This is a genomic window from Bordetella genomosp. 13 (assembly GCF_002119665.1).
In the GTDB taxonomy this organism is placed as follows: domain Bacteria; phylum Pseudomonadota; class Gammaproteobacteria; order Burkholderiales; family Burkholderiaceae_B; genus Bordetella.
In genome coordinates this window covers 1,116,670-1,131,982 of record NZ_CP021111.1, presented here as the reverse complement: position 1 = coordinate 1,131,982, position 15,313 = coordinate 1,116,670, and the positions used below count along the sequence as shown (strand labels likewise).

General features: G+C 69.4%; 17 protein-coding genes. 10 read left to right on the top strand and 7 right to left on the bottom strand.

From position 1 onward, the window contains the following. Window positions 1-47 precede the first annotated feature (47 nt). From CAL15_RS05245 to CAL15_RS05235, 3 genes are all read left to right on the top strand, one after another. Window positions 48-530 (top strand): MarR family winged helix-turn-helix transcriptional regulator, encoded by a 483-nt coding sequence (locus CAL15_RS05245; RefSeq protein WP_086077614.1) that lies wholly within the window; start codon window positions 48-50, stop codon window positions 528-530. After that, window positions 527-1,702 carry an MFS transporter gene (locus CAL15_RS05240; protein WP_086077613.1) on the top strand — a complete coding sequence of 392 codons (1,176 nt, stop codon included), beginning with the start codon at window positions 527-529 and terminating at the stop codon, window positions 1,700-1,702. The genes CAL15_RS05245 and CAL15_RS05240 overlap by 4 nt, the downstream gene beginning before the upstream one ends. A 64-nt stretch (window positions 1,703-1,766) precedes the next feature. After that, window positions 1,767-2,264 carry a TspO/MBR family protein gene (locus CAL15_RS05235; RefSeq protein ID WP_086077612.1) on the top strand — a complete coding sequence of 166 codons (498 nt, stop codon included), beginning with the start codon at window positions 1,767-1,769 and terminating at the stop codon, window positions 2,262-2,264. 13 nt (window positions 2,265-2,277) lie between these two features. Here CAL15_RS05235 and CAL15_RS05230 read toward each other — a convergent pair whose 3' ends face one another. After that, window positions 2,278-2,802 (bottom strand): hypothetical protein, encoded by a 525-nt coding sequence (locus CAL15_RS05230; protein ID WP_232468122.1) that lies wholly within the window; start codon window positions 2,800-2,802, stop codon window positions 2,278-2,280. A 152-nt stretch (window positions 2,803-2,954) separates the two neighbouring features. On the opposite strand from CAL15_RS05230, the gene CAL15_RS05225 reads away from it, so the two are divergent. The 3 genes from CAL15_RS05225 (at window position 2,955) to CAL15_RS05215 (ending at window position 5,281) form a co-directional block, all read left to right on the top strand. Then, window positions 2,955-4,274 (top strand): SDR family oxidoreductase, encoded by a 1,320-nt coding sequence (locus tag CAL15_RS05225; protein WP_086077611.1) that lies wholly within the window; start codon window positions 2,955-2,957, stop codon window positions 4,272-4,274. Next, window positions 4,274-4,738: a DUF2269 family protein gene (locus tag CAL15_RS05220; RefSeq protein ID WP_086077610.1), complete on the top strand. Its 465-nt coding sequence runs from the start codon at window positions 4,274-4,276 to the stop codon at window positions 4,736-4,738. Before CAL15_RS05225 ends, CAL15_RS05220 begins: the two co-directional genes overlap by 1 nt. 96 nt (window positions 4,739-4,834) lie before the next feature. Continuing rightward, entirely contained in the window at window positions 4,835-5,281 is a 447-nt protein-coding gene (locus tag CAL15_RS05215) for an SRPBCC family protein (protein ID WP_086077609.1), read from the top strand. Window positions 5,282-5,299: 18 nt separating this feature from the next. Here CAL15_RS05215 and CAL15_RS05210 read toward each other — a convergent pair whose 3' ends face one another. Continuing rightward, window positions 5,300-5,746 (bottom strand): DUF1801 domain-containing protein, encoded by a 447-nt coding sequence (locus CAL15_RS05210; RefSeq protein WP_086077608.1) that lies wholly within the window; start codon window positions 5,744-5,746, stop codon window positions 5,300-5,302. Between the two features lie 100 nt (window positions 5,747-5,846). Next, the gene (locus CAL15_RS05205; RefSeq protein ID WP_086077607.1) at window positions 5,847-6,878 is read right to left on the bottom strand and encodes an alpha/beta fold hydrolase; all 1,032 of its coding nucleotides are present in this window, start codon (window positions 6,876-6,878) and stop codon (window positions 5,847-5,849) included. 126 nt (window positions 6,879-7,004) lie between these two features. Between CAL15_RS05205 and CAL15_RS05200 the strand changes: the two genes are divergently transcribed. Both CAL15_RS05200 and CAL15_RS05195 read left to right on the top strand, forming a co-directional pair. Next, complete coding sequence (locus CAL15_RS05200) at window positions 7,005-7,898, top strand: LysR family transcriptional regulator (protein ID WP_086077606.1); 894 nt, start codon at window positions 7,005-7,007, stop codon at window positions 7,896-7,898. An 87-nt stretch (window positions 7,899-7,985) separates the two neighbouring features. Beyond that, complete coding sequence (locus CAL15_RS05195) at window positions 7,986-8,387, top strand: hypothetical protein (RefSeq protein WP_086077605.1); 402 nt, start codon at window positions 7,986-7,988, stop codon at window positions 8,385-8,387. A gap of 68 nt (window positions 8,388-8,455) precedes the next feature. Here the strand turns inward: CAL15_RS05195 and pdeM are convergent, their stop codons facing one another. Genes pdeM through CAL15_RS05175 form a run of 4 tightly spaced genes read right to left on the bottom strand, consistent with a single transcriptional unit; the run spans window position 8,456 to window position 14,208 of the window. Beyond that, window positions 8,456-9,142 carry a ligase-associated DNA damage response endonuclease PdeM gene (gene pdeM / locus CAL15_RS05190; protein WP_086077604.1) on the bottom strand — a complete coding sequence of 229 codons (687 nt, stop codon included), beginning with the start codon at window positions 9,140-9,142 and terminating at the stop codon, window positions 8,456-8,458. Next, window positions 9,123-11,585, bottom strand: a complete 2,463-nt coding sequence (locus CAL15_RS05185) for a ligase-associated DNA damage response DEXH box helicase (protein ID WP_086077603.1) — start codon at window positions 11,583-11,585, stop codon at window positions 9,123-9,125. The genes pdeM and CAL15_RS05185 overlap by 20 nt, the downstream gene beginning before the upstream one ends. Then, a complete protein-coding gene (locus tag CAL15_RS05180; protein WP_086077602.1) occupies window positions 11,582-13,186 on the bottom strand; it encodes an ATP-dependent DNA ligase in 1,605 nt (534 codons plus the stop codon). The genes CAL15_RS05185 and CAL15_RS05180 overlap by 4 nt, the downstream gene beginning before the upstream one ends. Before the next feature lie 17 nt (window positions 13,187-13,203). Then, on the bottom strand, window positions 13,204-14,208 hold the full coding sequence (locus tag CAL15_RS05175) for a ligase-associated DNA damage response exonuclease (protein WP_198299232.1): 1,005 nt from the start codon (window positions 14,206-14,208) through the stop codon (window positions 13,204-13,206). A gap of 232 nt (window positions 14,209-14,440) precedes the next feature. On the opposite strand from CAL15_RS05175, the gene CAL15_RS05170 reads away from it, so the two are divergent. Continuing rightward, window positions 14,441-14,962: a DUF421 domain-containing protein gene (locus tag CAL15_RS05170; protein WP_086077601.1), complete on the top strand. Its 522-nt coding sequence runs from the start codon at window positions 14,441-14,443 to the stop codon at window positions 14,960-14,962. Window positions 14,963-15,027: 65 nt separating this feature from the next. Then, the gene (locus CAL15_RS05165) at window positions 15,028-15,309 is read left to right on the top strand and encodes a hypothetical protein (protein ID WP_232468121.1); all 282 of its coding nucleotides are present in this window, start codon (window positions 15,028-15,030) and stop codon (window positions 15,307-15,309) included. Window positions 15,310-15,313: the final 4 nt, after the last annotated feature.

Genomic DNA, 15,313 nt, shown 5'->3' with positions numbered 1-15,313 from the left:
ACTAAAACATAATTGGTTGCTATCGCAACAGTTGAAATCGAGATGACATGCAGAAACGAATCTCCGTAGAAGAGCTCATCACCTTCAAGACTTCGGTGCTCGCGCAGCTGCTGGGTCGCATGGTGGACGCCTCGGTCAGCAACGACCTGGGCCTGAGCAGCCGCCAATGGCGCACGATGATCACCGTGCACCGGCTCGGCCACTGCACCGCCTCGGACATCGCCCGCTTCTCGCATCTGGACAAGAGCCAGGTCAGCCGCGCCGTCTTCGAGACGGAGCAGCTCGGCCTGCTGACGCAGTCCACCGACGAGGCCGACCGCCGGCGCTCCATCGTGTCGCTGACCTCCGCGGGGATGAAGGTGATGGAGCGAGGACTGCGCGGCACGCAGCACCGGCAGAGGGCGCTGGAGGGTTGCCTGTCTCCCGACGATCGCGTGGCGCTGCACCGCATCCTGGACACCCTGACCGCCCAGGCACGGCACATGCTGGAGCAGGCCAAGGCGACCAAGGACCGTCCCAGCCCTCCATGACCTCTGTTGCAGTTTCAGCGGCCGCCGCCCGGCGCGCCACGCTCCCCACCATGGCGCAGTTCTTCATGAATGGCGCCACCTTCGCCACCTGGGGTGTACAGATCCCCGCCCTCAAGGCCGCCTTCGGCGCCACCGACGCCATGATGTCCGTGGCAATGCTGTGCGTGGCGGGCGGAGCCGTGATGGCGATGAAGCACGTCGGCCGCTGGGTGTCCCGGGTCGGCAGCGCCCGCGCCATGACGCTCGGCAGCCTCGTCTATGCCGCCACGCTGCTGGCCATTCCCTTTCCCGGCCGCTTCGCGGCCCTGCTTGCCGTGCTGATCGCCTTCGGCATGGCGATGGCGGCCTTCGACGTGGCCATGAACGTGCAGGCCGCGCACGTCGAAGCGCACGGCGAACGACCCATCATGTCGACCATGCATGGCGTCTTCAGCGTGGGAGGCATGGTGGGCGCGGCGTTGGGCGGCGCGGTGCTGTCGATGGGCTGGACACTGCAGGCCCACGCCGCCCTCGTGGCGGGGCTGCTGGCCGCCACCGCGATGGCGGCCTCGCCTCGCCTGGTTGCCGATCCCCCTGCCCCGCCGCGGCCCGAGGGCCACGCCGCATCCCGCCGCATACCGCGGGCCCTTTGGATACTGGGCGGCATCGCCTTCCTGGGGCTGGTGTGCGAAGGAGCGATGTACGACTGGGCCGCCATCTACATGCGCGACGTGGCCGGGGTGTCGCTGGAAGCCAGCGGCTACGGCTACGCCGCGTTCTCGGGCGGCATGGCGGCCGGCCGCTTCAGCGCCGACTTCCTGCGCCGCCGGCTGTCCGAGCACACGCTGCTGTCGGCCGGAGCATGGCTGGGTTTCGCTGGGATCGTGCTGGCCCTGGCAAGTCCCGCGCCCGCCACCAGCCTGCTGGGCTTCGCGCTGATGGGACTGGGCGTGGCGAACTTCATGCCGTTCTTCTTTCTTGCCGGGTCCAGGCTGCCCGGCATGAGCGCTGCCGCAGGGGTGGCGGGCGTGGCGCAGTTCGCCTACGCGGGCATGCTGTTCGGGCCGCCGGCCATCGGTGCGCTGACGCATGTGTCCACCCTGCAGGGCGGCCTGGCCTTCGTGGCGGCCATCATGGGCGGCATCGCGCTGTTCGGCATACGGCGGATCTACCGCGTGGCGGGCGGTAGATAGTGGCGCCGCGACCGCCAGCCACTACACTCGGGCCATCGGTCCGGTCTCATCAAAGGGGCTTTTCATGGCGAGCTTCTCCGTTCGGCATCAGATACTGGGCATGATCACCTGGCTGGCCATCAGCTTCCTGGCCTCGGTCATCGGAGCCGTGGCATCCGTCGACGCCAGCGAGTTCTACGCCGGGCTGGCACAGCCCGAATGGGCGCCCCCCGCGTCCGCCTTCGGCCCCGTCTGGACCGCCCTGTACGCGTTGATGGGCGTGGCCGCCTGGCTGGTGTGGCGCGAGGGCGGGTTCCGCGCGCACCGCGGCGTGCTGATCCTGTTCCTGGTGCAGTTGGCGGTGAACGCGCTGTGGAGCTGGCTCTTCTTCGTATGGCGCCTGGGCTTCTGGTCACTGGTCGACATCGTGGTGCTGTGGTTGCTGATCGCGGCCACGCTGGTGGGCTTCTGGCGAGTCAGGCCGCTGGCGGGCGTGCTGCTGCTGCCCTACCTCGCCTGGGTCAGCTTCGCCGCCGTGCTGTGCCATGCCATGTGGCGGCTCAACCCGGCGGTGCTGGGATAGCCCGCGCCCTCCGCTAGGCCCGGCGGCGCGCGCGCCACGCCACCGAGGCCAACGCGATGCCCAGGCCGAATGCGCCATATGCCAGCGCCATCGCGCCGCGCGACAGCCGGTGTTCGAAGCCGGGCGTGAAGCGCCGCGGCGTCAACTGATAGTCGGCCACACAGGCCACCAGCGCAGTTGCCATGCCCGCCAGGGCGAGCGGACCGGCGTCGCGCGGCGAAGACCATCCCGCGGTAGCGCGCGCATGCATCGTGGCCCAGAACACCGCCGCCGCATGGTGGATCAGGTAGCCATTGGCCGTGTGGCGCCACGACACTTCATCGGCCCGCAGCGCCGGATCGCCCCAGATCCAATGGCTGGTGGCATTGGTCGGCGCCACCGCGCTGCGCGCCTCGGCGCGGCCCATGCGCATCAGCACCAGCGTGGACAGCACGCTGGCGGCGGCGCCGCTGACCAGGCCTTCGCGGATGGCATCGCTCCAGCGTCCGGAAGCGGCCGGCTTGCGTGCGACATGACTTGCAGTATGGCGGATGGACATGATGTCGATTCCTCGATGGAACTGCGGTGGGACTGCATACGGGCGTACGTGCATTCAGACGCCCTGGCGGACCGCATGCCGGGCGCACCGTCACAGGCACGTGGCTTGCGGCACGACCGCCGCCGCCCTGGACCCTGGCGGGAGACCATGACTTGAAGATCCTCATCACCGGTGCAAGCGGTTTCATCGGCAGCAGAATCGCCGCCGCGCTGCTGGCGCAAGGCCACGATCTGGTCTGTCCGCTGCGCCCTGGCAGCCGGGGCGTGCTCCATCCCTGTGCAAGCGTCGTGCCCGTCGATTTCGCGAGCGCGCTGCGCGACGACGACTGGATGCCCAGCCTGGCTGGCGTCGACGTCGTCATCAACACCGTGGGCATCTTCCGCGAGCGTGAAACGCCGGGACAGGACTTCGCCACGGTACACGTGCGCGCGCCGGCGGCCCTGTTCCGCGCGGCTCGCATGGCGGGCGTGCGCGGCATCATCCAGTTCTCCGCGCTGGGCGCGGACGCGCGCGCCGCCACCGCCTATCACCGCAGCAAGCGCGAGGCGGACGACGCGTTGCGCGCTCTGGCCCTGCCGGCCGCCATCGTGCAGCCCTCGCTGGTCTACGGCCCGGGCGGGACCAGCGCGCGGCTGTTCAACGGCCTGGCGGCGTTGCCGCTGCTGGCGCTGCCGGGCGGCGGCACGCAGATGATCCAGCCCGTGCACGTGGACGACGTGGTCGAGGGCGTGGCGGCGCTGGTGCAGCGGCTGACGCAGGCTCCGCCGCCACAGGCGGTGACCATCGCATTCTGCGGGCCCGACGCGATCAGCCTCAAGGCTTACCTGGCCGCCCTGCGGGCGGGACTGGGCCTGGCTGGGGCCCAGTTCGTGCTGCCGCTGCCCCGGGGCGCCGCGAAGGCGGCGGCCACGGTCGCGGGCATGTTGCCCGGCAGCCTGCTGGACCCGGACAGCCTGGCCATGCTCGAGCGCGGCAACACCGCCGACCCCGGGCCTTTCACCGACCTGCTGGGGCACGCGCCGCGTCCCGCCGCACAGTTCATTCCCTCCACGGATGCGGCGGCTGCGCGCGCCCAGGTCACGCTGGGCATGACGCTGCCCCTGCTGCGCGGCGCCGTGGCGTTCGTCTGGCTATGGACGGCGGCGGTGTCCCTGGGCCTGTACCCCATCTCGAACAGCCTGGACCTGTTGCGGCGCACGGGCATGCCCGAGGCCCTGGCGCTGCCCGCACTATATGGCGCCGCCCTGCTCGACCTGTGCTTCGGCGTACTGACGCTGGCCTGGCGCGGGACGCGGCGCCGCTGGCTGTGGCTGGCGCAGATGGCCTTGATACTGGGCTACACGCTGATCATCACCGTGCGCCTGCCGGAATTCTGGCTCCACCCATACGGTCCGCTGTCCAAGAACGTGCCCATGCTGGCCGTGCTGGTGCTGCTGTACCTGTGCGAACCCTCAGGGAAAAAGGAACGGTAATGGAATACCTGGTGTTCAAGCTGCTGCACATCCTGAGCTCGACGCTGCTGTTCGGCACGGGCATCGGCTCGGCGTTCTATCTGCTGTGCGTGGCGCTGCGCCGCGACGCGCACGTGGTGGCCGCGGTGGCGCGCGTGGTGGTCATCGCCGATTGGCTGTTCACCGCCACGACAGCGGTGGTGCAGCCCCTCACGGGCCTGTATCTGGTCCACCTGATGCAATTGCCGATGTCCACCGGATGGATCGCATGGTCGCTGGGGCTGTATGCCGTGGCCATCGCATGCTGGCTGCCCGTGGTGCGGCTGCAGATACTGATGCGCGACAGCGCCGCGGCCGCTGCGGCGGCAGGCGCGCCGCTGCCGCCGCGCTTCTGGCGCCTGTTCAAGCTGTGGGTGGTGCTGGGCGTTCCCGCGCTGTTCGCCTTCCTGGCCATCTTCTACCTGATGGTGTTCAAACCGGCCTGAAGCGAATAAGGGTTTCCCCTAGTCAAGGACGTGTCGATTTCAACGACGCCCGGTCGTCGCAGCAGTACATCCACTCCTACTGAAAGGTGAACCACCATGGCTACTGGAACCGTCCGTCTTCATCGCGTACTGCGTGCCGCTCCCGAGCGCGTCTATCGCGCCTTCATCGACGCCGATGCGATGGCGAAGTGGCTGCCTCCCCACGGCTTCACGTGCAAGGTCGACCACCTCGAGCCCAAGGTGGGCGGCACGTTCAAGATGTCGTTCCGCAACTTCGGCTCGGGCAAGAGCCATTCCTTCGGCGGCGAGTACCTGGAGTTGGTGCCGCACGAGAAGATCCGCTACACGGACCGCTTCGACGATCCGAACCTGCCCGGCGAACTGAAGGTCACCATCACGCTGCGACAGGTGTCGTGCGGCACCGAGCTCGACGTGACCCAGGAAGGCATACCGGAAGTGATTCCGGTGGAGATGTGCTATCTCGGCTGGCAGGAATCGCTGCTGCAGCTGGCCGCGCTGGTCAAGCCGCAGATTCCGGACTGATCCCCGCGCCCGGCCGCGCTACGGCGTCCAGCCCGGCAGATGCGCAGCCTGCCGGATCCAGCTGGCGAGCAGGTCTTCGTCGATGGGGTCGTTCTCGCGGATGTCCAGGTAGCGCACCTCGGGGCTCTTGGACGCTCCGGGCGGCAGCGGCTGCAGCGAGGCGCCGCGAAAGAACGCCACCTTGATGTACTTGTTGAAGCAATGGAAGCTGAGGAACCATCCCTGGCCCTCGACGCCGAAGAACGGCGAGTTCCATTTCACGGCCTTGCGCACCCCAGGCACGGTGCGCACGATGAGCGCATCCAGGCGTTCGCCCGCCTGACGCTTCCATCCCGGCATGGCGGCGATGTAGGCCTGCACAGGCCCATCGCCGTCACCCTTTGCGATCTGCGGATTGCCGCCGGACAGCAGCCGGGGCTGGCCCGCGCTGCCGCCTTCTTCAGACTTCTTCGTCGACAGGGCCATTCCTACGCTCCGCGGCGTTGCCGTACAGAAGACCGAAAATACAGGCTATCGCCGCATCCCGGCGGCCGCGGGCCGACGCCCGCGGCGCGTGCATGGGCAATCAGCGGTTGCCGCCCATTCCCTTCAAGGCCTCCAGCAGGGCCTGGTGAAATCGCTGCGGGTCCTGGATCTGCGGCGAATGGCCCAGCTCCGGGAACGTGACCAGCTTGGCGTTCGGGATCGCCTTGGCCGTCCTGGGCCCCAGTTCGGCATAGTTGCCCAGGCGCTTGGCCACCTCGGGCGGCGCGGCGTCCTTGCCGGGCGCCGTGTTGTCCTCCTCGCCGATCAGCAGCGTGGTCGGGACCTCGATGTCGCCGAATTCGTGCACCACCGGCTGCGTGTAGATCATGTCGTAGGTCAGCGCCTGGTTCCATGCCACGCGCTCGCGTCCCTCGCCCTGCAGCATGCCCGCGGCCATCAGCACCCACTTGTCGTAGTCGGGGCGCCATTGGCCGGCGTAGTAAGTGCCCTGCTGGTACTTCTTCATGCCTTCGAAATTCGCCTTCAGTTCGCCCGCATACCACTGGTCGATGCTGCGATAGGGCACGCCTTCCTGTTTCCAGTCCTCCAGCCCGATGGGGTTGACCATCACCAGCCCATCGGTGTGCGCCGCGTGCATCAGCGCATAGCGCGAGGCCAGCATGCCGCCCATCGAATGGCCCACCACGGCGGCGCGTTCGATGCCCAGGTGCTTCAGCAGCGCATGGGTATTGAAGGCCAGTTGATGGAACGAAAACTGATAGGCCGCCGGCTTGTCCGACTTGCAGAAGCCGATCTGGTCGGGCACCACCACGCGATAGCCCTGCTCATTGAGCGCCTTGATCGTGCCCTCCCAGGTGGCTCCGCAGAAGTTCTTGCCGTGCATCAACACCACGGTCCTGCCATTGGGCTTGGCGGGCGCCACGTCCATATAGGCCATGCTCAGCTTCTGGCCCTGGCTGTCCAGGGCGAAGCGCTTCACTTCATGCGGATACTCGAACCGCTCGAGGCTGGGGCCATAGTCGGGCACCTCGGTGGCGGCGATGGCGCCGGCGGCTGCTACACACGTGCCCGCGCCCAGCACGGCCTGTCGAATTCGAAGGGGGATCGTCATGCATGCGACTCCTGTTGTGGCGCCAGCCCGCTGCTGGCGCTGCCCTATACCGACAGCGCCATCGTGCGCAGGTTCCGAAGCCTGGATGCGCTATCGTTCCGGGCATTCCATATCGCGAGACCCCGCATGCTGAACTACCGGCACCTGTACTACTTCTGGATGGTCGCCAAGGAAGGCGGCTTCGCCCGCGCCGCGGCCCGCCTGGACGTGGCGATCCAGACCATCAGCGCCCAGGTGCGCGAACTCGAACGCAACCTGGGCCACCAACTGCTCAAGCCCGCCGGGCGCGGCGTGGCGCTGACCGAGGCGGGCGAGGCCGCCTTCGCCCGCGCCGAGGAAATCTTCCAGATCGGCCAGGTGCTGCCGCAGGAAGTCCACACCGCGGCCACGCGCCCCAGCCAGCGGCTGGCCATCGGTCTGTGCGACGGCATATCCAAGCTGGCGGCCCATGCCCTGCTCGATCCCGTGCTCGATACGCCCAACCTGAACCTGGTGTGCCACGAAGGCGAGCTGGACCAGCTGCTGGGCGAACTGGCGCTGCATCAGCTGGACCTGGTGCTGGCAAGCCAGAGCGTGCCGCCCAACCCCAACCTCAGGCTCAGCAGCGACCGCCTGGTGTCGGCGCCGGTCGACTGGTACGGCCCCACGCGCATGGTCACGCGCGCCCGCGCCCAGGCCTTTCCCCGCTCGCTCGAAGAGCTGCCCGTCCTGCTGCCGACCGCCCACAGCGTCCTGCGCCACACGCTGGATCGCTGGTTCGCCGAGCAGGACATCCGGCCCAACGTCGTCGGCGAGTTCGAGGACAACGCGCTGATGTGCGTGTTCGCCGCCCGGGGGCTGGGCGTGTTCCCCATCAGCCGCCTGGGCGCCACCGACGTGGGCATGCTGCGCGGCCTGCGGCTGCTGGCCCGCGGCGACGGCGTCCGCGAGGACATCCATGCCATACGCAGCCGGCGCGGCCTGCATCATCCCTTGGTGAAACAGATCCTGGCCCAGGCAAAGACTTCGGATTTCTCGTAGCTGACGTCTTCGTAATGCTTGTTTTTCGGAAGCCAGAAAAGGCGTATCGTGGGACCTCCGCTTTTTTTTTCAGGATTCACCCTCGACATGAAGACGCTCATCTGGCTGGTTTTTGCCGTGTTGTCCGCCATCTGGACCGGCCTGGTCGTGCTGACACTGCAACTCTCGGACTGGCTGCTCGCCACCGTCGCCTCGTCGCAGGTACCCGGCACCTATGCCAATCCCGTACCCTGGACGCCGCCCGCGTGGGCCGAGCCTTGGGCGGACACGGCCATGCTCGAGTCGCTGCAGTCCACCGTGGCGTGGCTGACGCAACTGATCAACCAGGTTCTGCCCGCATTCGGCGGCCTCGGCACCGTGGTCTCGGTGGTGGGTTGGGTCATCTGGGGCATGGTCATGGCCGCCATGCTGGCCGTGGCGCTGGCGCTGCATTGGGCGGCCAGCCGCCGCAATGCGCGCGCATCCGCGCAGGGTCGGCTCGTCGAGTGATCGGCGGCGTCGCGTGCGCGGCGGCAGGCAGCCGGCCAGCCGCGCACGCGATGACTGAACACGGTGCGCTAGGGCCCGCTTCCCGCGCCGCGAGCCACGCCCAAACCGATCGGCACCACACCGCCCTGCACGCAGGCCGCCACCGCATCGCCCTGCTCGACGCCTACTTCGTAGCCGCCGGTGAATTCGGAAAATGCCGGCAGCACGGTCATCCCCTGGCGCAGCCAGAACACCGGCCAAGCCCGCGGCACGCCGGGCAAGTGCGTCTTGGGATGCACGTGGCCCGCGATCACATGGCGGCCCTGCGGGTCGGGGTGCGGCAGGTGCCGGAACAGGAACGGCCCGTCATCGCGGGCCTCTCCCAATTGCCGCATCCCCATCGATTCTCCATCCAGCGCGCGATCGTGATTGCCCACCAGCACGGCAACCTCCAGTGCGGCATGCTGCCGCCGCCACCGCGTCCACGCGTCGCGCCAGGCCGCCCGCGCCGCGGGCCCGTGCAGCACGTCGCCCACGATCCACAGCTCATGGGCGTCCGTCCGCGCCACCAGCCTCGTCAGCCGATCCAGGTCGTCCTGCGTGGCGCCGCTGGGGATGGCGATGCCAGCCTGGCGGAACACGTGGCTCTTGCCCAGGTGCAGGTCCGCGATGACCAGCCGGCGCCGCGCGGGCCACCACAACGCCCGGTCCGCCAGCAATTGCACGGGCTCGCCGGCCAGCTCCACGGACAGGGCGTCATCCGGTGATGCGGGCATAGCGTTTCTCCAGTTGCTCCGCGGCGCGCTTCACCCGCGCCTGCCAGGTTTCGGTGCTGAGCTGACCGCGCAGGCTCTCGGTCCACAACGGAAACGACAGCGGCGTCAGCGCATGCGGCTGGCGCAGCGCCAGCGTGCGCTCCGCGCAATCCTGCAGCGCCGCCTGCAGCCGCGGCGCTTCCAGCTGCAGTTCGAAGACTTCGCGTTCGGCCTGCGCCAGCAGCAAGTGATCGGGATCGTAGCGGCGCAGCACATCGTAGAGCAGCCCGCTGGACGCCTGCACCTGCCGCAGCGAACGCACCTCGCGGCCGGGCAGCGACGGCGTCAGCAGGCCCGCCACGCGCGCGATCTCGCGGAACTGCCTGCGCGCGAGCTCGCCCAGGTTCACGCCATCGCGCAGGTCCTCCGTCATGGCATCGGGCGCCAGCAGCCGGCGCAGCAGGATCTCGTCCAGCTCGACGGGTTCGGCCAGCGTCAGCATCAGGCCATAGTCGTTCACCGTGTACGAAAAGGTATTGGCATGCAGCCGCCCCCAGCGCAGCGCCATCATCGCGGCCATGCCCTCGTGGACGGCGCGGCCCGAGAACGGAAACAGGAACAGGTGCATGCCGCGCCGCGTGGCGATGCGCTCGGCCACCAGCCGCCCCGGCCCGGGCAGCGCGCTGGCCTGCTCCTGGATGCGCATCAGCGGCTCGACCGCGCGCATCTCGGGATGGGCGCCGGGTTGCGAATACAGGCTTTCCACTTCGCGTCCAAGCTGCGTGGACAGCGGCATGCGCCCGCCCAGCCATGTCGCCACCGGGCCATCGCCGCCCTTGGCGCGCCGCACATAGGCCGTCATGCCTTCCAGCCGCACCAGCTGCAGCGTGCGGCCGGCGAACTGGAACCGGTCGCCGGGCCGCAGGCGCGCCAGGAACCCTTCCTCCACCGAGCCCAGTCCGCCGCCCCGCAGATACTTCACCGACACGGCGCCATCTGAAGTGATGGTGCCGATGGACAGGCGGTGGCGCAGCGCGATGCGGCGGTCGTGCACGCGATAGCGGCCATCTTCGTCGCGCTCGACGCGGCGGAACTCGGGATAGTTGGAAAGGGCGCGGCCGCCCTGCACGATGAAGTCCAGCACCGCCTGCCAGGTGGCGGCGTCCAGCGCGGCATACGCATGGGTGCCCCGCACCTCTTCGTACAACTCGGCGGCCTCGAAGCCGCCGCCCAGCGCCAGCGTCACGGCATGCTGGGCCAGCACGTCCAGGCTGCCGCGCGGCGGCGGACGCGACTCGATCTCGCCGCGCGCGATGGCCTGGCGCGCTGCGGCGTACTCGATCAACTCCAGGGCCTGCGCCGGCACGCAAACGACGTGGCCGGACTCGCCGGGCCGGTGCTTCGCCCGGCCCGCGCGTTGCAGCAGGCGCGCCACGCCCTTGGGGCTGCCGATCTGCAGCACCTGGTCCACCGCGGGGAAATCCACGCCCAGATCCAGGCTGGACGTGGCCACCACGCAGCGCACGCTGCCGTCGCGCAGGCCCTGCTCCACCGTCGCGCGCAGCTTCGGATCCAGCGACCCATGATGCAGCGCCAGCGTGCCGGGGTCTTCGGGCCAGATCGATTCCAGCGCGCGATGCCACAGCTCGGCCTGCGCGCGCGTGTTGGTGAACAGCAGCGTGGCGCGCACGTCGAACAGGCGCCCGAACACGTTGGCCAGTTGCGACAGGCCCAGATAACCTGCCCACGGCAGGCCCCTGCCCCGCTCGGGCATCAGCGTCGACACCGTCACCTTGCGCGGCGGCGCGCCCGATACCAGCGCGCTGTCCGGCGCATGCGGCAGCAACACAGCACGCGCTTCGTCCAGATTGCCCAGCGTGGCGGACAGGCCCCAGGTGCGCAGTTCCGGCGACAGTCGCCGCAGCCTGGCCAGGCACAGCTGCAGCAGTACGCCGCGCTTGTTGCCCAGCAGTTCGTGCCACTCGTCCACCACCACGCAGCGCAGCGCGCGAAAGCGGGACGAGGCATCCGCGTACGACAACAACAGGGCCAGCGACTCGGGCGTGATCACCAGCACGTCGGCCTTGCCCTGGCGCGCCAGGCGCTTGTCGCGCGCGCTGGCGTCGCCCGTGCGCAGCGCCACGGTCCAGCTCAGCCTCAGGTCCTGGGTGGTCTGCGACAGCGCCCGGGCCGTATCGGCGGCCAGCGCGCGCAGCGGCGTGACCCACAGCACGCGCGGCCCGTCGCCCGACGCCGCGCGCGCCATCGCGGGATCGGCGAGCGCCTGCAGCAGAGGTCCGCCGAAGGCCGCCAGCGTCTTGCCGCTGCCGGTCGGGGTATGCAGCAGCCCGGACTCGCCATCCAGATACCGGCGCCAGGTCTCGCGCTGGAACGGCGCGGGCTTCCAGCCGCGCGCCGCGAACCATGCGGACAGCGGCGCATCCCGGCCGCGCGGGCGGCTCATTGGGCCAGGGCCTTCAGCGCATCCAGCTGGTCCGCCTCTGCGGCCGGCTTGTCGCGCCGCCAGCGCAGGATGCGCGGAAAGCGCACCGCCACGCCCGACTTGTGGCGCTTGGACAGGTTCACGGCCTCGAAGCCCAGCTCGAAGACCTGTACCGGATCGACGGACCGCACCGGCCCGAAGCGCTCGCGCGTATGGGCGCGCAGCCAGCGGTCCAGTTCCAGGATTTCCTTGTCGTCCAGGCCCGAATACGCCTTGGCGATGGGCACCAGCGCATCGCCCTGCCACAGTCCGAAGGTGTAGTCGGTGTACAGCGTGCTGCGCCGCCCGTGGCCCGCCTGCGCGTACAGCAGCACGGCGTCGATGGTCAGCGGGTCGATCTTCCACTTCCACCAGTCGCCGCGGCGCCGCCCGCTTTGATAAGGCGCGCTGGCGCGCTTGAGCATGAAGCCTTCCACGCCGCGTTCGCGGGACTCGTCGCGCAGCGCGGCGGCCGCTTCCCAGTCGGCGGCCTGCACCAGCGGCGACAGGCTGAGGTTCGCGTGCGGATGCTGCTGCAACAGCCCCTCCAGCCGCCGCCGCCGTTCGGACTGCGGAAGTTCGCGCAGGTCGGCGCCGTTCATTTCGAGCAGATCGTAGGCCAGCATCTTCACCGGGGCCTCGGCCAGCCATTTGGGACCGGGCTTGAGCCGCTGTATGCGCGTCTGCAGGGCAGCGAAGGGCATGGGTCCGGCAGCGCCGTCCTGCCACGCCAGCAACTCGCCGTCCAGCACGCAATCCACGCCCAGCGCCGCGGCGGCGGCCTCCACCTCGGGAAACCGGCCGTCCAGGCGCTCTTCGCCGCGCGACCACAATGCCACTTCGCCATGCCGCCGGATCAACTGCGCGCGTATGCCGTCCCACTTCCACTCCACCTGCCAATCCGAGACAGGGCCCAGGCTGGCGGGCTCGGCCTCGAGCGGCGAGGCCAGGAAGAACGGATAGGGCTGCTGGCGATCGCCCGGCAAGTCCTCGGCGCTGAGCAGGTCGCGCAGGAACGAGGGGCTCGGCGCCCACGCGCCCAGCATGCGCTGCGCGATGCGCGCGATCGGCACGCCCGACATCTCGGCCAGGGCCTGCTGCACCATGCGCTGCGACACGCCCACGCGCAACGCGCCGGTCAGCAGTTTGTTGAACACCAGCCGCTCGTCGAAGGGCAGGCCCAGCCAGGCCGACACGATGACCTCGCGGCGCTGCGCTTCGTCGCGGTTGGCCACGGGCACCAGCACTTCCTCGATCCAGTCGGCCAGGCCGCGTTCCGGCGCGGGACGCTGCGGATCCGGCACCAGCAGCGCCAGCGTCTCGGCCAGGTCGCCCACCTGGTCATAGCTGGCGTCGACCAGCCACGGCGGCGTGTCCGATGCGGCCGCGGCCCAGGCGCGCAACTCGCCCACGCCGGCGATCTTGCGCCGCGCGCTGGTGATCTTTCCGCCGGCCAGCAGGTACAGCGCCCACACGGCGTCGCGCGGCGGCGCCTCGCGGAAATACGCGACCAGCGCGGCGCGCTTGTCCAGAATGGCCGTGGAGCGGTCCAGCTCCTGGTACAACGCCGCGAATCGCTTCATGCCGAAGTCGTCTCCCGTTATTCTTCGTCGCCGTACTGCGTGGCCAGCGTCTCGGCGGTCACGCCGGCCTCGTTCAAGGTGCGCACCAGCGCCACCGTGTCGCCATGCGTGGCGATCACGCGGCTTGCGCCCGTCTCGCGTATCGTGCGCAGCAAGGCCGGCCAGTCGGCGTGGTCCGACACGACGAAGCCGCGGTCCATGTTGCGGCGGCGCCGGTTGCCGCGCAGGCGCATCCATCCCGACGCGAAGCCATGCTGAGCCTTGCGAAAGCGCCGCAGCCAGGGGCTGCCGGCGGCCGAGGGCGGGGCCATCACCAGTTCGCCGGCGAAGCCCGTGCCGGCGGCGCGGGCCTTGCCGTTCGCCTCTATCACCGGCAGGGTATCCGCCAACGCGACGCCCGCCTGCCGGTACACGTCCACGCCCGCGGCGATCGCGCCGTGCAGGTACACCGGGCGGTCGACGAACGGCTTCAGCTCTGCGAGCACCCGCTGCGCCTTGCCCAGCGCGTAGCAGTACAGAATGGCCGCCTCGCCCCTCGCCGCGCAATGGTCGCGCCACTGCACGATGTCGCGCGCCACGTCCGCGGCGCTGGGCCAGCGGTAGATCGGCAGGCCGAAGGTGGCCTCGGTGATGAAGGTATCGCAGGGCACCACCTCGAACGGCGTGCACGTGGGATCGGGCTGACGCTTGTAGTCGCCCGACACCACCCATACCTCTCCTTCCGCCTCGATGCGCACTTGCGCCGAGCCCAGCACGTGTCCCGCGGGATGCAGCGACACCCGGGCGCCTCCCAGCGTGAACGCCTCGCCGTAATCGTGCACGTGATACTGCTGCTGGCCCAGCCGCCATTCCAGGATGGGGAGACCCTCGGCGCTGGTGTGATAGCGGCCCATGCCCGGACGCGCATGATCGCCATGGCCGTGCGTCAACACCGCGACGTCCACGGGACGCCACGGATCGATGTAGAAGCGCCCGGCGGGGCAGTAGAGACCCTCAGGACGCAGTTGCACGATGTCGGCGATGACGGGCTCCTGGAAGAGTCGGCGCAAGGGCAGGTCGTCCTGTCGTGCCGCCTGCCGCCGTCTGCGATGCGGCAAAGCAAGGACGACAGCCGAGCAGCCCGGCCCTGCAGCAAGCGGCATGCCCGCATCCTGGCGCATATGTCCCGGGCCGCGCGTGCACGCCCCGGCACGAATCTTGCGCAGCGCCATCCGCTCTCTCCCACGCTCGCTACGCGATACGAGGATATCTTCCATGGACATGATCACAGACCTGTTTTCCCTTCAGTCCGGGCCCGCCGAAATGTTCCTGCGGGGCACGACGATCTACTGGACTTTGCTGATCCTGCTGCGCATCGCGGGCCGGCGCGACCTGGGCTCGATGGGGGCTGCCGACATCCTGGTGCTCGTGCTGGTGGCGGACGCCGCTGGCACCGCCATGTCCGGAGATTCGGACTCGCTGGGTGACGGCATGATCGTCGTGACCACCATAGTGGGATGGAGCTTCGTGCTCGATCGGGTGGCCTACTACGTCCCCTTCGTGCGCAAGCTCATGGAGCCCAGCCGCGTATGCCTGATCCGCGAAGGCCGCATCGACACGGCCGGCCTGCGGCGCGAACACCTGACGCGGCAGGAGCTGATGGAGCAGCTGCGGCTGAAAGGCGTGGCCACGCTGGACGAGGTTCGCCGCGCCTACATGGAATCCACGGGCGAATTCAGCGTGATCCGCTATCCCGACGCCAAGGGCGATGGCGAATCGACGCTCGGCGAGTCCTGACGCAGGCTTCACCGGCATGCCGCTTGCTCATCCCACCGGCCTCTCATCCGATCAAAGGAGCCACCATGCAGAACCTGCCCGTCCCCACCTCCGCCCCCTATCGCGTGCAAGAGCCGCAGTCGCTGGTCGGCCGCCTGAAGGAGATCGACGCCAAGCGCCCCGATTTCCCCGGCGAACATCTCATCGTGCTGGGCCTGGGCACGATGTTGATGATGCGGGGCATGCGCAACGGCAGCCTGCTGCGCCGCATGCTGCTCACGGCAGCGGGAACGGCGCTGGTCGGCCGGGCCGCCAGCGGCACCGGCGGCGTCGCCCGACTGGCCCGGATGGTCAAGCGGTTCGGCTAGGGCC